This is a genomic window from Roseateles sp. FW305-36, assembly GCF_058787015.1.
In genome coordinates this window covers 26,252-42,062 of record NZ_JBYSZK010000014.1, presented here as the reverse complement: position 1 = coordinate 42,062, position 15,811 = coordinate 26,252, and the positions used below count along the sequence as shown (strand labels likewise).

Below are 15,811 nucleotides of genomic sequence, written 5' to 3'. Positions count from 1 at the left end.
TCGCTCGCCCTTCCTTCCCTCGAAGTTTTCCCCATGGCTGCCCATCTCGACCTCGAAGAACAAGAACAACTTGAACAGCTCAAAGCGTTCTGGAAGCGCTGGGGCAATCTCATCACCTGGGTGATCACCGCCGTGCTGGCCGCCTTTGCCGCCTGGCAGGGCTGGAACTGGTACCAGCGCGACCAGGCCGCCAAGGCCGCCGCGATGTATGACGAATTCGATCGCGCCCTGGTGGCTCAGGACGTCGACAAGGCGGCCGTCGCCGCCGGCGACCTGAAGGCCCGCTTCGGCGGCACCGCCTACGCGGCCCAGGCCGGCTTGCAGATCGCCAAGCTGCAACAGGACAAGGGCAAGGCCGACGACGCCAGGCAGAGCCTGAGCTGGGTGGCCGAGCAGGGCGCCGAGGGCGCGCCCTACCGCGACATCGCCCGCCTGCGACTGGCCGGCCTGCAGCTCGACGCCAAGGCCTATGACGAGGCCGCCAAGACCCTGGACGCCATCAAGTCGACCGACTTCGCCGCCCTGGTGGCCGACCGCCGCGGCGACCTGGCCCTGCTGCAGGACAAGCGCGACGTCGCCAAGGCCGAGTACCAGAAGGCCCTGGCCGGCATGGACAAGACCCAGAACTACCGCGCCATCATCGAAGCCAAGCTGGCCACGCTGGGCGTGCCCACCGCCGTCGAGGCTGCTGGAGCCGCGCAATGAAGCGTCAGGTCCGGATCACGCTGATTTCGCTGCTGGCCGTCTCGCTGGCGGGCTGCTCCACGATCAGCTCGACGTGGAACAACTGGTTCGGCGACGAGAAGACCAAGCCCGCCGTCCTGGAGACGCTGTCGGGCCCGGCCAGTGGTCGCATCGTCTGGAGCAGCAAGGGCGCCGACATCACCTTCCCGCTCAGCATCGCGACGCCGGCTGACAGCTTCGTCGTCGCCAGCGGCGATGGCCAGGTCCGTGCCCTCTCGGCCGCCGATGGGCGCGAGCTCTGGCGTGGCGACGCCGGCAACAAGCTGCTGGCCGGCGTCGGCAGCGACGGCCGCTTCGCCGCCGTCGTCAACCGCGACAACGAGCTCATCGTGCTGGACAACGGCAAGGTGGCCTGGAAGAAGGCCTTGCCGACGCCCGTCGTCGCCGCACCGCTGGTAGCTGGCGAACGCGTCTTCGCGCTGACCCTGGACCGCCAGGTGCTGGCCTTCGATGCGCTGGACGGCCGCAAGATCTGGGAACTGAAGCGTCCCGGCGAGCCGCTGACGCTGGCCAAGGCCGGCGTGCTGCTGGCCTACAAGGACACCCTGGTCGTCGGCCAGGGCCCGCGCCTGGCAGGCGTCGACCCGGTCAAGGGCCAACTGCGCTGGGAGGCCAGCGTGGCCACGCCGCGTGGCACCAACGAAGTCGAACGTCTGGCCGACCTGGTCGGCCCGGCCATGCGCCAGGGCGACGTGATCTGCGCGCGCGCCTTCCAGTCCTCGGTGGGCTGCATCAACGCCGAGCGCGGCAGCGCGCTGTGGAACCGCGTCGTCGGCGGCACCAACGGCATCGGTGCCGACTCGCAGGTCGTCGTCGCCGGCGATGCTTCCGACCGCCTGTCGGCCTGGAAGCTGGCCAACGGCGACCTGGCCTGGTCGGCCGACCAGTTCCAGCGCCGCAAGCTCTCCGAGCCCGTCGTCATCGGCAAGCAGGTGCTGGTCGGTGACTTCGAGGGCCAGGTCCACCTGATCGACCGCGACACCGGCAAGACGCGCTCGCGTCTGGCCACCGATGGCACCCAGGTCGTCACCGTCGCCCTGCAGGGCGAGACGGCCCTGGTCGCCACCAAGAACGGCGGCCTGTTCGCAATCAAGGCCGAATGAAACCTGTCATCGCTCTGGTCGGCCGCCCCAATGTGGGCAAGTCGACGCTGTTCAACCGCCTGACCAAGTCGCGCGACGCCATCGTGGCCGACTTCGCCGGCCTGACGCGCGACCGCCACTACGGTGACGGCCGCCTGGGCGATCGCGAGTTCATCGTCATCGACACCGGCGGCTTCGAGCCCGACAGCAGCACCGGCATCGTCAAGGAGATGGCCAAGCAGACCAAGCAGGCCGTCGCCGAGGCCGATGCGGTCATCTTCGTCGTCGACATCCGCCTGGGTCTGTCGGCCCACGACAGCGACATCGCCCGCTATCTGCGCAGCGTCAACAAGCGCGTGCACCTGGCCGTCAACAAGGCCGAGGGCATGAGCGACTCGCCGCTGCTGGCCGAGTTCCACGAGCTGGGCATGGGCGAGCCGCATCCCATCTCGTCGGCCCACGGCCAGGGCATCCGCAGCCTGCTGGACGCGGTGCTGGAGCCCTTCGAGGACACCAGCGAGGAATTCGGCGCCGGACCGCAGCAGGACGGCGTCATCCGCCTGGCCGTCGCCGGCCGCCCCAATGTCGGCAAGAGCACGTTGATCAACACCTGGCTGGGCGAGGAGCGTCTCGTCGCCTTCGACATGCCGGGCACGACGCGCGATGCCATCGCCGTGGACTTCGAGCGCAACGGCCAGAAGTTCAAGCTCATCGACACCGCCGGCCTGCGCCGCAAGGGCAAGGTCTTCGAGGCCATCGAGAAGTTCTCGGTGGTCAAGACCCTGCAGGCCATCGCCGACGCCCACGTCGTGCTGCTGCTGCTGGACGCCACCCAGGGCGTGACCGACCAGGACGCCCACATCGCCGGCTACATCCTCGACAGCGGCCGCGCCGTCGTGCTGGCCTGCAACAAGTGGGATGCCGTCGACAGCTACCAGCGCGAGACGCTGAAGCGCCAGATCGAGCAGCGCCTGGCCTTCCTGAAGTTCGCGCCCATGCACCACATCTCGGCGCTGAAGCGCCAGGGCCTGTCGCAGCTCTGGAATGCCATGGCCGACGCCTATGCGTCCGCCTATCGCAAGATGACCACGCCGGTGCTGACCCGCCTCATCCAGGAGGCCGTCGAGCACCAGCAGCCCAAGCGCTCGGGCGTGTCGCGCCCCAAGATGCGTTACGCCCACCAGGGCGGCCAGAACCCGCCCATCGTCGTCATCCATGGCAATGCGCTGGACGGCGTCACCGAGGTCTACAAGCGTTATCTGGAGGGCCGCATCCGCGCCCACTACAAGCTGGTCGGAACGCCGCTGAAGATCGAGCTACGTTCTTCGAAGAATCCCTTCGACGAAAAGACCTAGGCTGACCTCCGGAGGGGCTGAGACGCTGTGTTAAGGTCTTACCCGTAGTCCCCCATCCCCCCGAATAACTCGGAGCATACCGATGAGCAACAAAGGCCAACTTTTGCAGGACCCTTTTTTGAACCTGCTGCGCAAGGAGCATGTGCCCGTCTCGATCTACCTCGTGAACGGCATCAAGCTCCAGGGCCACATCGAATCGTTTGACCAGTACGTCGTTCTGCTGCGCAACACCGTGACGCAGATGGTCTACAAGCACGCGATCTCCACCGTCGTGCCGGGCCGCGCCGTCAACTTCCACGCCGGCGACGCTCCCGCGGACGCCTGATCCCGCTTCCTTGTCCTCGACCTCTGCCCACGACGCGACGCCGCCCTCCGAGGCGGCGCGCGCCATTCTTGTGGGTGTCGATTTCGGTCGGCACTCCGCCAAGCAGGGCTTCGACGAAAGCCTCGACGAACTGGCGCTGCTGGCCGAATCGGCCGGCGACACGCCCGTCGCCAAGGTCATCGCACGGCGCACGGCGCCTGACGCGGCCCTGTTCGTCGGCTCCGGCAAGGCCGACGAGATCAAGCTCCTCGTGCAGGCCCACCAAGCCCACACGGTGCTGTTCGACCAGGCCATCTCGCCGGCCCAGCAGCGCAATCTCGAGCGGGTGCTGGGCGTGCCGGTGGCCGACCGCACGGCGCTGATCCTCGAGATCTTCGCCGCCCGCGCGCAAAGCCACGAGGGCAAGCTGCAGGTCGAGCTGGCGCGCCTGCAATACCTGGCCACGCGCCTGGTGCGGCGCTGGAGCCACCTGGAGCGCCAGAGCGGCGGCATCGGCATGCGCGGCGGCCCTGGCGAGGCCCAGATCGAGCTGGACCGTCGCATGATCGACGACCGCATCAAGAAGACCAAGGAGCGCCTCAAGCAGGTGCAGAAGCAGCGCAGCACGCAGCGCCGCTCGCGCTCCCGCAATGGCGTGTTCAAGGTCTCCCTGGTCGGCTACACGAACGCGGGCAAGAGCACGCTTTTCAATGCGCTGACCAAGGCACGCGCCTATGCGGCCAACCAGCTGTTTGCGACGCTGGACACGACGACGCGCTCCCTCTACCTCGAGCAGGCCGCGGCCAGCGTGTCGCTGTCCGACACGGTCGGCTTCATCCGCGACCTGCCGCACAAGCTGGTCGAGGCCTTCCGCGCCACGCTGCAGGAGGCGGCCGATGCCGACCTGCTGCTGCATGTCGTCGATGCCGCCAGCCCGGTGCTGGACGAGCAGATGGCCGAGGTCGAGCGCGTGCTGGCCGAAATCGGTGCCGCCGACGTGCCGCAGATCCTGGTCTACAACAAGCAGGACCTGCTGCCCGACGACCAGCGCCCGCGCGAGATCGTCGACGCCGTGCTGCGCGCCAACGGCAGCACCGAGCCGACGCCACGCGTCTTTGTCAGCGCCCTGGACGGCAGCGGCCTGGCGGAGCTGCGCCAGCTGATTGCGACGGCCATGCAGGCCCGGCCCTTGATTCCCGACGAACGGGACCCACGTTTCGACGTTGATCCGTCGGACATCGATTCTTTTTCCTCAGACCCTTCACAGGCATGAGCAGCACTCCCCACACCCAGCCCCGCAGCACGTGGGCCCAGCGTTTGATGACGCCGGTCGCACGCGCCGCGGGTCGGCTGCTGAACAACGGCCGCAATGACGGTCCCCCCGATCTCGACGAGCTCTGGCGCGACTTCAACCGCAAGCTCTCGGGCATGTTCGGTGGCAAGTCCGGTGGTCCTTCGGGTCCGAATGGCTCCGGTGGTTCGCCCGACATGAAGGGCGCCGGCATCGGCGTCGGCCTCATTGCCGGCGTCGTTGCCCTGGGCTGGCTGGCCAGCGGCTTCTTCATCGTGCAGGAAGGCCAGCAGGGCGTCGTGACGTCCTTCGGCAAGTACAGCAAGACCGTCGAAGCCGGCTTCCAGTGGCGCCTGCCTTATCCCTTCCAGGGCCACGAGATCCAGCCGGTCTCGCAGCTGCGCCAGGTCGAGGTCGGTCGCAGCTCGGTCGTCGCGGCCACCGGCCTGCGCGATTCGTCCATGCTGACCCAGGACGAGAACATCGTCGACATCCGCTTCACGGTGCAGTTCACCATCCGTGACCTGAAGGACTTCCTGTTCGAGAACCGCGATCCCGAGCAGGCCGTGCTGCTGGCGGCCGAGTCCGCCGTGCGCGAGATCGTCGGCAAGAACACCATGGACTCGGTGCTTTACGAGCAGCGCGACGCCATCGCGACCGATCTGGTGAAGTCCATCCAGGCTCAGCTGGACCGCCTCAAGGCCGGTATCCAGATCAAGAACGTCAACGTGCAGAGCGTGCAGCCGCCCGAGCAGGTGCAGGCCGCCTTCGAGGACGCGTTCAAGGCCAACGCCAACCGCGAGCAGCTGAAGAACGAGGCCCAGGCCTACGCCAACGACGTCATTCCGCGTGCCCGCGGCGACTCCGCCCGCCTGCGCGAGCAGGCCGAGGGCTACAAGGCGCGCGTCATCGCGACCGCCGAAGGCGATGCGCAGCGCTTCAAGAGCGTGCTGACCGAATACCAGAAGGCCCCGCAGGTCACGCGCGACCGCCTCTACATCGACGCCATGCAGCAGGTCTACACCAATGTCAGCAAGGTCATGGTGGACAGCAAGAGCGGCTCCAACCTGCTTTATCTGCCGCTGGACAAGCTGCTGCAGCAAAGTGGCAGTGGCAGCGTGACCGTGTCGGCACCGCAGCCGACCGCCGTGCCCGAGCCGCAGACGCTGCCCGCCGCCAACGACCCGCGCAGCCGTGACAACCAGCGCAGCCGCGACGGCCGCTGATCGAGGACCATCCGAATGAACCGTATTGCCGCCATCCTCGCCGGCGCCATCGTCGTCCTGATGCTGCTGTCGTCGATGCTCTTCATCGTCGACCAGCGCCAGTTCGCCGTCATCTATGCGCTGGGCGAGATCAAGGAAGTCGTCACGGAGCCGGGCTTGAAGTTCAAGCTGCCGCCGCCGGTGCAGAACGTCGTCATGCTGGACCGCCGCGTGCAGACGCTGGACAGTCCCGAGTCCCGCCCCATCTTCACCGCCGAGAAGAAGAGCCTGGTCATCGACTGGCTCATCAAGTGGCGCATCACCGAGCCGCGCCAGTTCATCCGCAACAACGGGTCGGACATCCGCAACGTCGAGAACCGCCTGGCTCCCATCGTGCAGGCCGCCTTCAACGAGGAAGTGACCAAGCGCACCGTCATCGGCGTGCTGTCCGCCGAGCGCGAAAAGATCATGAACGACGTGCGCAAGCGCCTGGCCGACGAGGCCAAGCAGTTCGGCATCGAGGTCGTCGACGTGCGCATCAAGCGCGTGGACTTCGCGTCCACCATCACCGACTCGGTGTATCGCCGCATGGAGTCCGAGCGCAAGCGCGTGGCCAACGAGACGCGCTCGACGGGTGCCGCCGAGGGCGAGAAGATCAAGGCCGATGCGGACCGCCAGCGCGAAATCATCGTGGCCGAGGCCTATCGCGATGCGCAGCTGATCAAGGGCGAGGGCGATGCCAAAGCCTCGGCCCTGTATGCCGAAGCCTTCGGCCGTGATCAGCAGTTCGCCCAGTTCTACCGTTCGCTGGAAGCCTATCGCGCCAGCTTCCGCAACAAGGGCGACGTGATGGTCGTCGACCCGAGCAGCGACTTCTTCAAGGCCATGAGAGGTCCGGGGAGCTCCGGCGCCGCGCCCGCCGCCGCGCCCGCGCGCAAGTGAACGAGCTGCTGACCGCGCTTGCGCTGGTCATGGTGATCGAGGGGCTGATGCCCCTGATCAGCCCGGCGCGCTGGCGTGAGGTCTTCAGCCGCATCCTGGCCATGAGCGACGGCCAGATCCGCTTCATCGGGCTGGCCAGCATCCTGATGGGCTTGTTTGGCTTGCTCTGGTTGCGCTGATCCGAACGCTCGCGGCGGCTGCAGCCGGGGAGGGCATAGGTACAATGCCGTTTTTAACCGCCTAGCCTGCGCCCATGTCCTCTGCTTGGCTGCTGCCCGAGCACATCGCCGACGTCCTGCCTTCGCAGGCGCGCCGCATCGAAGAGCTGCGTAGAGAGCTGCTCGACATGGCCCGCAGCTATGGCTGCGAGCTGGTCATCCCGCCGCTGCTGGAGCATCTGGATTCCCTGCTGTCCGGCGCGGGAAGCGGCTCCGAAATCAAGCTCTTCAAGCTGGTCGACCAGTTGTCGGGTCGCTCGCTCGGCCTGCGCGCCGACACGACGCCCCAGGTCGCCCGCATCGACGCCCATCTGCTGAACCGCCAGGGCGTGACCCGCCTGTGCTATTGCGGCCCCGTGGCCCACACGCGTCCCGACGGCCTCAACACCAGCCGCGAGCCGCTGCAGTTCGGCGTCGAGATCTATGGCCACGCCGGCCTGGAAGCCGACCTGGAAGTGCAGGACCTGGCCCTGGACGCGCTGCGCCGCGCCGGCCTGAGCAACGTCATGCTGGACCTGGGCGATGCTCGCCTGCTGCAGGGCGTGCTGGACGGCATCAAGCTGCCCGCCGACACGCTGGGCGCGCTGACCGCCGCCCTGGCCGCCAAGGACATGGGTGTGCTGGCCGAGATCACCACCGGCTTGCCGGCCGTCACGCGCGACGCGCTGTTGGCCCTGCCCAGCCTTTTCGGCGGCCGTGAAGTGCTGGCCGAGGCCGCCCGACGCCTGCCCGACCATCCCCTCGTCAAGGCGGCCCTGGCCGACCTGGATTGGCTGGCAGGTCATCTGGCCGCAGTCCACCCCGAGGTCAGCCTGGGTTTTGACCTGGCCGACCTGCAGGGCTATGCCTACTACACCGGCATCCGCTTCGCCGCCTATGCCTCGGGCTGCTCCGACGCGGTACTGCGCGGTGGCCGCTACGACGAGGTCGGCGCTGCCTTCGGCCGCCGTCGCCCCGCGGCGGGCTTCAGCCTGGACCTGAAGACGCTGGTGACGCTGGTGCCGGCAACCGGGCTGCGCGCCGCGGTGCGCGCGCCCTGGGGCGAGGACGCCTCGCTGCGCCAGGCCGTGCGCGCCTTGCGAGAGCAGGGCGAGACGGTGGTGTGCGTTTTGCCCGGGCATGAGCACGAGGCCGATGAATTCGACTGTGACCGCGAACTGGTTCGCGAGCACACTGAGTGGGTTGTCCGAACGCTGTAAGGCGCGGCGCCCGCTGATTTCCATTTCAAGCTAGACAGGCAATCAACATGAGCCAAACCGCGCGTGGACGCAATGTGGTCGTCGTCGGCACCCAGTGGGGTGACGAGGGCAAAGGCAAGGTCGTCGACTGGATGACGGATCACGCCCAGGGCGTCGTGCGTTTCCAGGGCGGCCACAACGCCGGCCACACCCTGGTCATCAAGGGCGTGAAGACCGCGCTGCAGCTGATCCCCAGCGGCATCATGCGCGACGGCGTGGCCTGCTACATCGGCAACGGCGTGGTGCTGGACCCGACCCATCTGCTGAGCGAGATCGAGCGCCTGGAGAAGGCCGGCGTCGAGGTGCGTTCGCGCCTCTTCATCAGCGAGGCCTGCCCGCTGATCCTGCCTTTCCACGTCGCCGTCGACAAGGCGCGCGAGGCCCTGCGCGAGACCAGCGGCAGCGGCAAGATCGGCACCACCGGCAAGGGCATCGGCCCGGCCTACGAAGACAAGGTCGCCCGCCGCGCCCTGCGCGCTCAGGACCTGAAGCATCCCGAGCGCTTCGCCAAGAAGCTGCGCGAACTGCTGGAGCTACACAACTTCGCGCTGCGCGGCTACCTCAAGGGCGAAGAGCTGGCCTTCGAGCCCATCTTCGAGCAGGCCATGAAGATGGCCGAGGCCATCAAGCCCATGCTGGCCGACGTCGGCTACATGATCCACAAGGCCAGCAAGGCCGGCGCCAACATCCTCTTCGAAGGCGCCCAGGGCACGCTGCTGGACATCGACCACGGCACCTACCCCTACGTCACGTCCAGCAACTGCGTCGCCGGCAATGCCGCCGCCGGTGCCGGCGTGGGCCCGCAGATGCTGCACTACATGCTGGGCATCACCAAGGCCTACACGACGCGTGTCGGCTCCGGGCCCTTCCCGACCGAGCTGGACTGGGAGCAGCCCGGCACCGTCGGCTATCACCTGTCGACCGTCGGCCAGGAGCGCGGCACCGTGACCGGCCGCGCCCGCCGCTGCGGCTGGCTGGATGCCGCCGCGCTGAAGCGCTCCATCATCATCAACGGCATCACCGGCCTGTGCCTGACCAAGCTCGACGTGCTGGACGGCCTGACCGAGATCAAGATGTGCGTGGGCTACCAGCTCGACGGCAAGCTGCTCGACATCCTGCCGCTGGACGGCGACGAGATCGAGGCTTGCGAGCCGGTCTTCGAGACTTTCCCGGGCTGGACCGAGACCACCTTCGGCGCCACGTCCTGGGACGCCCTGCCGGCCAATGCGCGCAACTACCTGAAGCGCGTGGAAGAGGTCATCGGTGCCCCCATCGACATGGTTTCCACCGGCCCCGACCGGGAGCACACCATCGTGCTGCGCCACCCTTATTCCGCCTGATCACCATCACACCACCGGAGACAACGCCACCATGTTGACCGACGACGGCAAACACCTCTACGTATCCTGGGACGAGTACCACCTGCTGACCGAGCGCCTGGCGCTCAAGGTGCACGCGTCCGGCTGGCAGTTCGACCAGATCCTCTGCCTGGCCCGTGGCGGCATGCGCCCGGGCGATGTGCTGTCGCGCGTCTTCGACAAGCCGCTGGGCATCATGTCCACGAGTTCCTACCGCGCCGAAGCCGGCACCATCCAGGGGCGCCTGGACATGGCCAAGTACATCACCATGCCCAAGGGCGAACTGGCCGGCCGCGTGCTGCTGGTGGACGATCTGGCCGACTCCGGCGTCACGCTGAAGGCCGTGGTGGAGCGCCTGCGCGGCATGCCGGCCATCACCGAGCTGCGCTCGGCAGTCATCTGGACCAAGAAGGTGTCGGCCTACACGCCGGACTACTATGTCGAGATGCTCGAGACCTCGCCGTGGATCCATCAGCCGTTCGAGGAATACGACGGCATGGGGCCGGAGCAACTGGCGAAGAAGTTCGTTGTTTGAGGGTGGGGCTAGTGGCGCGGATCGAAGGAGATCGGTTTGTGCCACCACTCGCTGAAGCGCCCATCGAGGGCGCATCAGCGGGGACTCGGTCACGTTCCGCGACCCCGGTTCGGAGTGCAGCTCCGAACCCTTCGAGCCCTCACGCGATGTCCACTGGACATCGCTTCCTGGTTCCCCAAACGGCAAAGGCCAGCACTTTCGTGCTGGCCTTTTCTGTTTGGTGCCCAGGAGAGGACTCGAACCTCCACGGAGTTACCCGCTAGTACCTGAAACTAGTGCGTCTACCAATTCCGCCACCTGGGCAAGGTGCTCAAAACTTCTAGCGAAGTCCTGAGCCGTTTCAGGAAAACAGAGACTATATCATCAAAAACTTGAAGAACACAACTGCATCGCCTACGGGCGACGGCGCGGGCCTGCTCGGCGAAGTCGAGGGCACGCTGCAAGGCCATCGTGACGGCCATGGATTCCTGATCCCCGACGACGGCTCCTCGGACATCTACCTGTCCTCGCAGGAGACCCACGCGGTCATGCACGGCGATCGCCTGCGCGTGCGCGTCATCCGCTTCGACAAGCGTGGCCGCCCCGAAGGCAAGGTGCTCGAGATCCTCGAGCGCAAGAAGCGCCCGCTGATCGGCCGCCTGCTGCTCGAGTCGGGCATCTGGCTGGTCGCGCCCGAAGACCGGCGCATGGGGCAGGACATCCTCATCCCCAAGAACGGCATCGCCAACGCGACCGCCGGCCAGGTGGTCGCGGTCGAGCTGACCGAGCCGCCATCGCTGTATTCGCAGCCGGTAGGCCGCGTGGTGGAGGTGTTAGGGGAAATCGACGACCCCGGCATGGAGATCGAGATCGCGGTGCGCAAGTACGACGTGCCGCACCGCTTCAGTCCCGACACCCTGACCCAGTCCGCCAAGCTGCCCGAGAAGCTGCGCGCCGCCGATCTGAAGCACCGCATCGACCTGCGCGACGTGCCCCTGGTCACCATCGACGGCGAGGATGCGCGCGACTTCGACGATGCCGTCTACTGCGAACCCTTCAAGCAGGGGCGCGGCAAGAAGGCCTTCGAGGGCTGGCGCCTGCTCGTCGCCATCGCCGACGTGTCGCACTACGTGAAGCCCGGCGAACCGCTGGACGCCGACGCCTACGAGCGCGCGACGTCCGTCTACTTCCCGCGCCGCGTCATCCCGATGCTGCCGGAGAAGCTGTCCAACGGCCTGTGCTCGCTGAACCCCTACGAAGACCGGCTCAGCATGGTCTGCGACATGCTGGTGTCCGCGGACGGCACGGTCACGGCCTACCAGTTCTATCCGGCGGTGATCTGCTCGCACGCGCGCTTCACCTACACCGAGGTCGCGGCCATCCTGGCCAACACCCACGGCCCCGAGGCGGCCAAGCGCCGCGAGCTGGTGCCGCATCTGCTGCATCTGCACGAGGTCTATCGTGCGCTGCTGGGCGAGCGCCACCGCCGCGGCGCCATCGACTTCGAGACGACCGAGACGCAGATCGTCTGCGACGACAACGGCCGCATCGAGAAGATCATCCCGCGCACGCGCAACGACGCCCACCGGCTGATCGAGGAGGCCATGCTGGCCGCCAACACCTGCTCGGCCGACTTCATCCAGGGCAGCAAGCACCACTCGCTCTACCGCGTGCACGAAGGCCCGACACCCGAGAAGCGCCAGACCCTGCAGAACTATCTGCGCTCGCTGGGCATCTCGGTGGGCATCTCCGACGACCCGTCGCCGCGCGAGTTCCAGCAGCTGGCCGAAGCCACCAAGGACCGCCCGGACGCGCAGCAGATCCACACCATGCTGCTGCGCTCCATGCAGCAGGCCATCTACACCGGCACCAACTCGGGTCACTTCGGCCTGGCCTATCCGGCCTACACCCACTTCACCAGCCCGATCCGGCGCTATCCCGATCTGCTGGTCCACCGCGTCATCAAGGGCCTGCTGGCCGGCAAGCGCTACACGCTGGATGCGTCCAAGATGAATGTGCCCCAGGCGCCCAAGCGCCCGGGCCGCCCGCCGCCGCCCAACCCGGCCGATGCCCGCAACGAGGCCGAACGCTGGGAAGTCGTCGGCGCGCACTGCAGCGCCAACGAGCGCCGCGCCGACGAGGCCAGCCGCGACGTCGAGGCCTGGCTCAAGTGTCGCTACATGCGCGACCGCCTCGGCGAGGAGTTCGCCGGCACCGTCAGCGCGGTCACCTCCTTCGGCCTCTTCGTGCAGCTGGATGCCCTCTACGTCGAGGGCCTGGTGCACATCACCGAACTGGGCGGCGAGTACTACCGCTTCGACGAGGTGCGCCAGGAGCTGCGCGGCGAGCGCACCGGCATCCGCTACGCGACCGGGGCGCGCGTGCAGGTGCAGGTCAGCCGCGTCGATCTCGATGGCCGTCGCATCGACTTCCGCCTGGTGCGCGACAGCGACGAGGCGCGCGGGCTGAGCCGGGGTGCCGCCCCGAAGGCGGCCGGCAAGTCCTCGGGCAAGCCGCCGGCCAAGAAGCGGGCGCCCAAGACCGCCGTAGAGGCGCTCGAAGAGGTGCGCCAGACCGATCGCGACGTGAAGCAGAGCCGCAAGGCCGTCGTTGCGGGCCTGCATCCGGTCAAGGCGGCGCGCAAGGCTGCCAACAAGGCGTCCAAGAAGACGGCCGCCAAGCCCGCGCCGCGCAAGCGCCGCTGAGCCTCAGCGCTGCGCGGCCAGGCGTTCGATGAGATCGCCGGCGCGCAGCACGCCGTCGACCTCGCCGGCACGGCCGTGGGCGTCCACGCCGGCGCAGGCAATGGCGTGAGCGCTGGCCGTGAGCTGCTGCGCCCACAGTCCGCCCAGCCAGCCGGCCAGCACGTCACCGCTGCCTGCTGTCGCCAGCGCCGGCCCGCCACTCGCGCAGAGGGCCGGACGCTCGCCGGGCGACGCGATGACGCTGCCCGAGCCCTTGAGCACGACGCTGGCATTCAAGCGCCCCGCCAGCTCATGCGCGGCAGCGAGCCGGTCGGCCTGCAGGCTGGCTGTGTCGCGGCCAAGCAGGCGGGCGGCTTCGAGGGGATGGGGCGTCAGCACGGTCGAGCCCGCCGGGCGAGCCTTGAGCAAGGCTTGCAGGGTCGCATCCTCGGCGATGGCATTGAGGGCGTCGGCGTCGATGACGAGGCGCGGCAAGCGCTGCAGCAGCTCGGGCAAGAGCCCGGCGATCGTCGGCCCGGCGCCGCAGCCGATGACGCCGACCGCCTGCGGCAACTCGTCCAGCCGGCCGCGCATCAGTTCGGGCCGTCCCGGATCGGCGGGTTCGCCGCCGGGCTGGCCCATCAGGTCCAGGTAGACGCGCCCGGCACCGCAGGTCAGGGCCGCGCGGGCCGCCAGGCGGGCGGCACCTTGCATGCCGGCCGCGCCGCCGACGACCAGGACCTGGCCGTGGCTGCCCTTGTGGCTGGTCGTACCGCGCTCTGGCGGGGCCGTGGGGCCGAGCAGCTCGGCCGTCGGTGCCTCGTCCGGCGTGATGCCGAGAGCGTCGAACCAGAGGCGGCCGGCATGGGCTCGGCCTTCGCCGGTGAAAAGGCCGGGCTTGAGCGTGAGCAGCGTCAGCGTGTGGTCGGCGCGCACGGCGCGTTCCCCTGCGGGCTGGCCCGTGTCGGCCAGCAAACCGCTGGGCAGATCCACGGCCAGCACCGGCGCGCCGCAGCCCTGCATCGCGGTCATGGTGGCCAGCATTTCCAGGGAGGGCCCGCGGTTCAGGCCCAGGCCCAGCAGGGCGTCGATGACGAGGGAAGCGCTGGCCGGCGCCTCATGGCTCACATGCACCGGCACGCCCGCCTCGGCCAAGCGTCGGGCCGCCACCAGCCCATCGCCGCCGTTGTTGCCCGGGCCGCAGGCGATCCAGACCGGCCCAGAGCCCTGGCGCAGTGCCAGCGCGAGCTTGGCGACCGCCAATCCGGCGCGTTCCATCAGGTCGGGTGAATGGAGCAGGGCGCGTGCCTCGATGCGCCGGCTGGCGGCGACGTCGAACAGCGGCAGGGTGGCGGTGGTGGGCAGCAGCGCGTGCATGCCCGCGAGCTTAGGCCAGTCTTTGCGGGCCGAGGGCGGCAATGTCGAGTGCCGGCGCTTGGGCCGCGATCAACTGCGCCAGCACCTGGGCGCTGCCGCAGGCCAGGCCCCAACCCTGGCCGCCTGGCGAGAGGTTGAGCCAGAGGCCGGCGCGGGCGCTGGCGCCGAGCAGGGGCAGGCCGTCGGCGCTCATGGCGCGCCGGCTCTGGCCCTGCTGCACCTGCTGGTGCAGTACCGAGCCGGGGAACCAGTGCTGCAGGCCGCGGTGCAGGGCCTCAAAGTCGGGTGCGACCTTGGCGCGGGAGTCGGTGACGGTGAGGCCGCCGGTCACGCGCACACGCTGGCCGGTGCGGGCGACGGTCAGGCCGCGCGAAGGATCCGCCCAACCTGCCTTGGGGCCGAGGTCAGGGTGGGCCTCCAGCAAGCGCAGCGGCGCGGTGACCGAGGCCTCGTGATGGGCCGACAGCGGCAGGCGCTGGCCGAGCAGGGCCGGGGCTTCCAGGCCGTTGCAGAGCACGACGGCATCGAAGTGTCCGTCCTGCGGGCCGAGCAACTGTGGCAGGGTGTCGCCGGCTTCGCGCTCGGCGCCGCGTGTGGGCGCCTCCATCGGCGGTGTGTACTCGTGGCGCAGCGTCAGGCCAGCGCCGTCGGCTGAAACAGCGCGCACGGTGGTGTGGAAGCGGAACTCCGCACCCAGGCGCTGGGCCTGCTGGCGCAGTTGCTGGGCGAAGAGCCGGGCATTGCCGGTGCCGCCGTGGGTCAAGGCCAGGGCGGCGGCCAACGGCGCATCGGCATTCAGGCCGGGCTCACGCAGCCGGGCCTCGCCGGCCTCGATGAGTTCCACCTGCAGCCCCAGGGACTTCCAGGTTTCCTGCAGGGCCTCGGCGGCGCCCACGCGCTTGGCGTCTGTCAGTGCGACGAGCAGGCCGCTGCTGGGCTCATCGTCCAGCCGGAGCTCGCGGCGCAGCTCAGCGGTGCGCGCGAGGCTCAGCTGGCTCAGGGCGGCCAGCTGGCTGGCGGCGTCGCCGCCCTTGCGGCCGGCGCGCCAGCGGCGCAGTCGAAAACCGAGGGGTGCCGGGGTGCCGGTTTCGGCCAGGCCAGGCAGGAAAGGGGAGAGCAGGGCACTGCCGGCGAAGCTGGCCTGTTCGGCCACGCTGCCGCCGCGCTCGAAGACCTGGACCTTGATGCCCAGCGCGGCCAGTTCATAGGCCGTCGTGACGCCGGCCAGGCCTGCGCCCACCACCGCGACGCTGCGGGTCAAGCGGACACCTTGTACGTGCTCAGGGAGGCAGCCGCAAAGGGCAGGCTGGCGACCGCGGGGGTGCAGCTGCGTCGGAAGGAAGCCATGGATTGTGTATACTCTGCGGGTTTTGCCGGAGGGAGTAGCTTTTCAAGCCGCTCAACCGAGGCAAAAACGGTTGTGAGGGGTGCAGCTGCCAACGGGTGTTGGCGCCACTCGTCGCAACAAATCGCAAACCGGCCCCAAAAGGTGTTGCGGC

The 15,811-nt window shown here is 68.5% G+C and carries 14 protein-coding genes and 1 tRNA gene; 12 read left to right on the top strand and 3 right to left on the bottom strand.

The annotated features are described in order from the left end of the window. Window positions 1–33 precede the first annotated feature (33 nt). The 11 genes from AC3WOE_RS22675 to AC3WOE_RS22625 all read left to right on the top strand — a co-directional run bounded on the left by AC3WOE_RS22675 (window position 34) and on the right by AC3WOE_RS22625 (window position 10,272). Window positions 34–705, top strand: coding sequence for a YfgM family protein (locus AC3WOE_RS22675; RefSeq protein WP_492693660.1), 672 nt, complete (start codon window positions 34–36; stop codon window positions 703–705). After that, window positions 702–1,847, top strand: coding sequence for an outer membrane protein assembly factor BamB (gene bamB / locus AC3WOE_RS22670; protein ID WP_492693659.1), 1,146 nt, complete (start codon window positions 702–704; stop codon window positions 1,845–1,847). The genes AC3WOE_RS22675 and bamB overlap by 4 nt, the downstream gene beginning before the upstream one ends. After that, window positions 1,844–3,181: a ribosome biogenesis GTPase Der gene (gene der / locus AC3WOE_RS22665; protein ID WP_492693658.1), complete on the top strand. Its 1,338-nt coding sequence runs from the start codon at window positions 1,844–1,846 to the stop codon at window positions 3,179–3,181. The genes bamB and der overlap by 4 nt, the downstream gene beginning before the upstream one ends. 82 nt (window positions 3,182–3,263) lie before the next feature. After that, window positions 3,264–3,506, top strand: coding sequence for an RNA chaperone Hfq (gene hfq / locus AC3WOE_RS22660; protein WP_056198163.1), 243 nt, complete (start codon window positions 3,264–3,266; stop codon window positions 3,504–3,506). A gap of 10 nt (window positions 3,507–3,516) precedes the next feature. Next, the gene (hflX, locus tag AC3WOE_RS22655; RefSeq protein ID WP_492693657.1) at window positions 3,517–4,758 is read left to right on the top strand and encodes a GTPase HflX; all 1,242 of its coding nucleotides are present in this window, start codon (window positions 3,517–3,519) and stop codon (window positions 4,756–4,758) included. After that, complete coding sequence (gene hflK, locus AC3WOE_RS22650) at window positions 4,755–6,002, top strand: FtsH protease activity modulator HflK (protein WP_492693656.1); 1,248 nt, start codon at window positions 4,755–4,757, stop codon at window positions 6,000–6,002. The genes hflX and hflK overlap by 4 nt, the downstream gene beginning before the upstream one ends. A gap of 15 nt (window positions 6,003–6,017) precedes the next feature. Beyond that, window positions 6,018–6,923 carry a protease modulator HflC gene (gene hflC / locus AC3WOE_RS22645; RefSeq protein ID WP_492693655.1) on the top strand — a complete coding sequence of 302 codons (906 nt, stop codon included), beginning with the start codon at window positions 6,018–6,020 and terminating at the stop codon, window positions 6,921–6,923. Further along, window positions 6,920–7,102: a DUF2065 domain-containing protein gene (locus AC3WOE_RS22640; RefSeq protein WP_492693654.1), complete on the top strand. Its 183-nt coding sequence runs from the start codon at window positions 6,920–6,922 to the stop codon at window positions 7,100–7,102. Before hflC ends, AC3WOE_RS22640 begins: the two co-directional genes overlap by 4 nt. A gap of 74 nt (window positions 7,103–7,176) precedes the next feature. Then, window positions 7,177–8,340 carry an ATP phosphoribosyltransferase regulatory subunit gene (locus AC3WOE_RS22635; protein WP_492693653.1) on the top strand — a complete coding sequence of 388 codons (1,164 nt, stop codon included), beginning with the start codon at window positions 7,177–7,179 and terminating at the stop codon, window positions 8,338–8,340. A 47-nt stretch (window positions 8,341–8,387) separates the two neighbouring features. Next, complete coding sequence (locus AC3WOE_RS22630; RefSeq protein ID WP_492693652.1) at window positions 8,388–9,719, top strand: adenylosuccinate synthase; 1,332 nt, start codon at window positions 8,388–8,390, stop codon at window positions 9,717–9,719. A 31-nt stretch (window positions 9,720–9,750) separates the two neighbouring features. Continuing rightward, complete coding sequence (locus AC3WOE_RS22625) at window positions 9,751–10,272, top strand: phosphoribosyltransferase (protein WP_415656970.1); 522 nt, start codon at window positions 9,751–9,753, stop codon at window positions 10,270–10,272. 218 nt (window positions 10,273–10,490) lie between these two features. Here the strand turns inward: AC3WOE_RS22625 and AC3WOE_RS22620 are convergent. After that, window positions 10,491–10,575, bottom strand: a tRNA-Leu gene (locus tag AC3WOE_RS22620). Window positions 10,576–10,643: 68 nt separating this feature from the next. Here AC3WOE_RS22620 and rnr point away from each other — a divergent pair. Further along, window positions 10,644–12,956, top strand: a complete 2,313-nt coding sequence (rnr, locus tag AC3WOE_RS22615) for a ribonuclease R (RefSeq protein WP_492693651.1) — start codon at window positions 10,644–10,646, stop codon at window positions 12,954–12,956. 3 nt (window positions 12,957–12,959) lie between these two features. Here the strand turns inward: rnr and AC3WOE_RS22610 are convergent, their stop codons facing one another. Together AC3WOE_RS22610 and AC3WOE_RS22605 are read right to left on the bottom strand one after the other, a co-directional pair. Continuing rightward, a complete protein-coding gene (locus AC3WOE_RS22610) occupies window positions 12,960–14,312 on the bottom strand; it encodes an NAD(P)H-hydrate dehydratase (protein WP_492693650.1) in 1,353 nt (450 codons plus the stop codon). A 10-nt stretch (window positions 14,313–14,322) separates the two neighbouring features. Beyond that, window positions 14,323–15,573, bottom strand: coding sequence for an NAD(P)/FAD-dependent oxidoreductase (locus AC3WOE_RS22605; protein WP_492693649.1), 1,251 nt, complete (start codon window positions 15,571–15,573; stop codon window positions 14,323–14,325). Window positions 15,574–15,811 lie beyond the last annotated feature (238 nt).

What these genes read in the sequence shown, in the direction of transcription:
- AC3WOE_RS22635 (WP_492693653.1), top strand. Translation starts at nt 7,177, where the DNA reads ATGTCCTCTGCTTGGCTGCTGCCCGAGCACATCGCCGACGTCCTGCCT.
- der (WP_492693658.1), top strand. Translation starts at nt 1,844, where the DNA reads ATGAAACCTGTCATCGCTCTGGTCGGCCGCCCCAATGTGGGCAAGTCG.
- AC3WOE_RS22610 (WP_492693650.1), bottom strand. Translation starts at nt 14,312, where the DNA reads ATGCACGCGCTGCTGCCCACCACCGCCACCCTGCCGCTGTTCGACGTC.
- hflC (WP_492693655.1), top strand. Translation starts at nt 6,018, where the DNA reads ATGAACCGTATTGCCGCCATCCTCGCCGGCGCCATCGTCGTCCTGATG.
- AC3WOE_RS22625 (WP_415656970.1), top strand. Translation starts at nt 9,751, where the DNA reads ATGTTGACCGACGACGGCAAACACCTCTACGTATCCTGGGACGAGTAC.
- hflK (WP_492693656.1), top strand. Translation starts at nt 4,755, where the DNA reads ATGAGCAGCACTCCCCACACCCAGCCCCGCAGCACGTGGGCCCAGCGT.
- AC3WOE_RS22630 (WP_492693652.1), top strand. Translation starts at nt 8,388, where the DNA reads ATGAGCCAAACCGCGCGTGGACGCAATGTGGTCGTCGTCGGCACCCAG.
- bamB (WP_492693659.1), top strand. Translation starts at nt 702, where the DNA reads ATGAAGCGTCAGGTCCGGATCACGCTGATTTCGCTGCTGGCCGTCTCG.
- hfq (WP_056198163.1), top strand. Translation starts at nt 3,264, where the DNA reads ATGAGCAACAAAGGCCAACTTTTGCAGGACCCTTTTTTGAACCTGCTG.
- AC3WOE_RS22675 (WP_492693660.1), top strand. Translation starts at nt 34, where the DNA reads ATGGCTGCCCATCTCGACCTCGAAGAACAAGAACAACTTGAACAGCTC.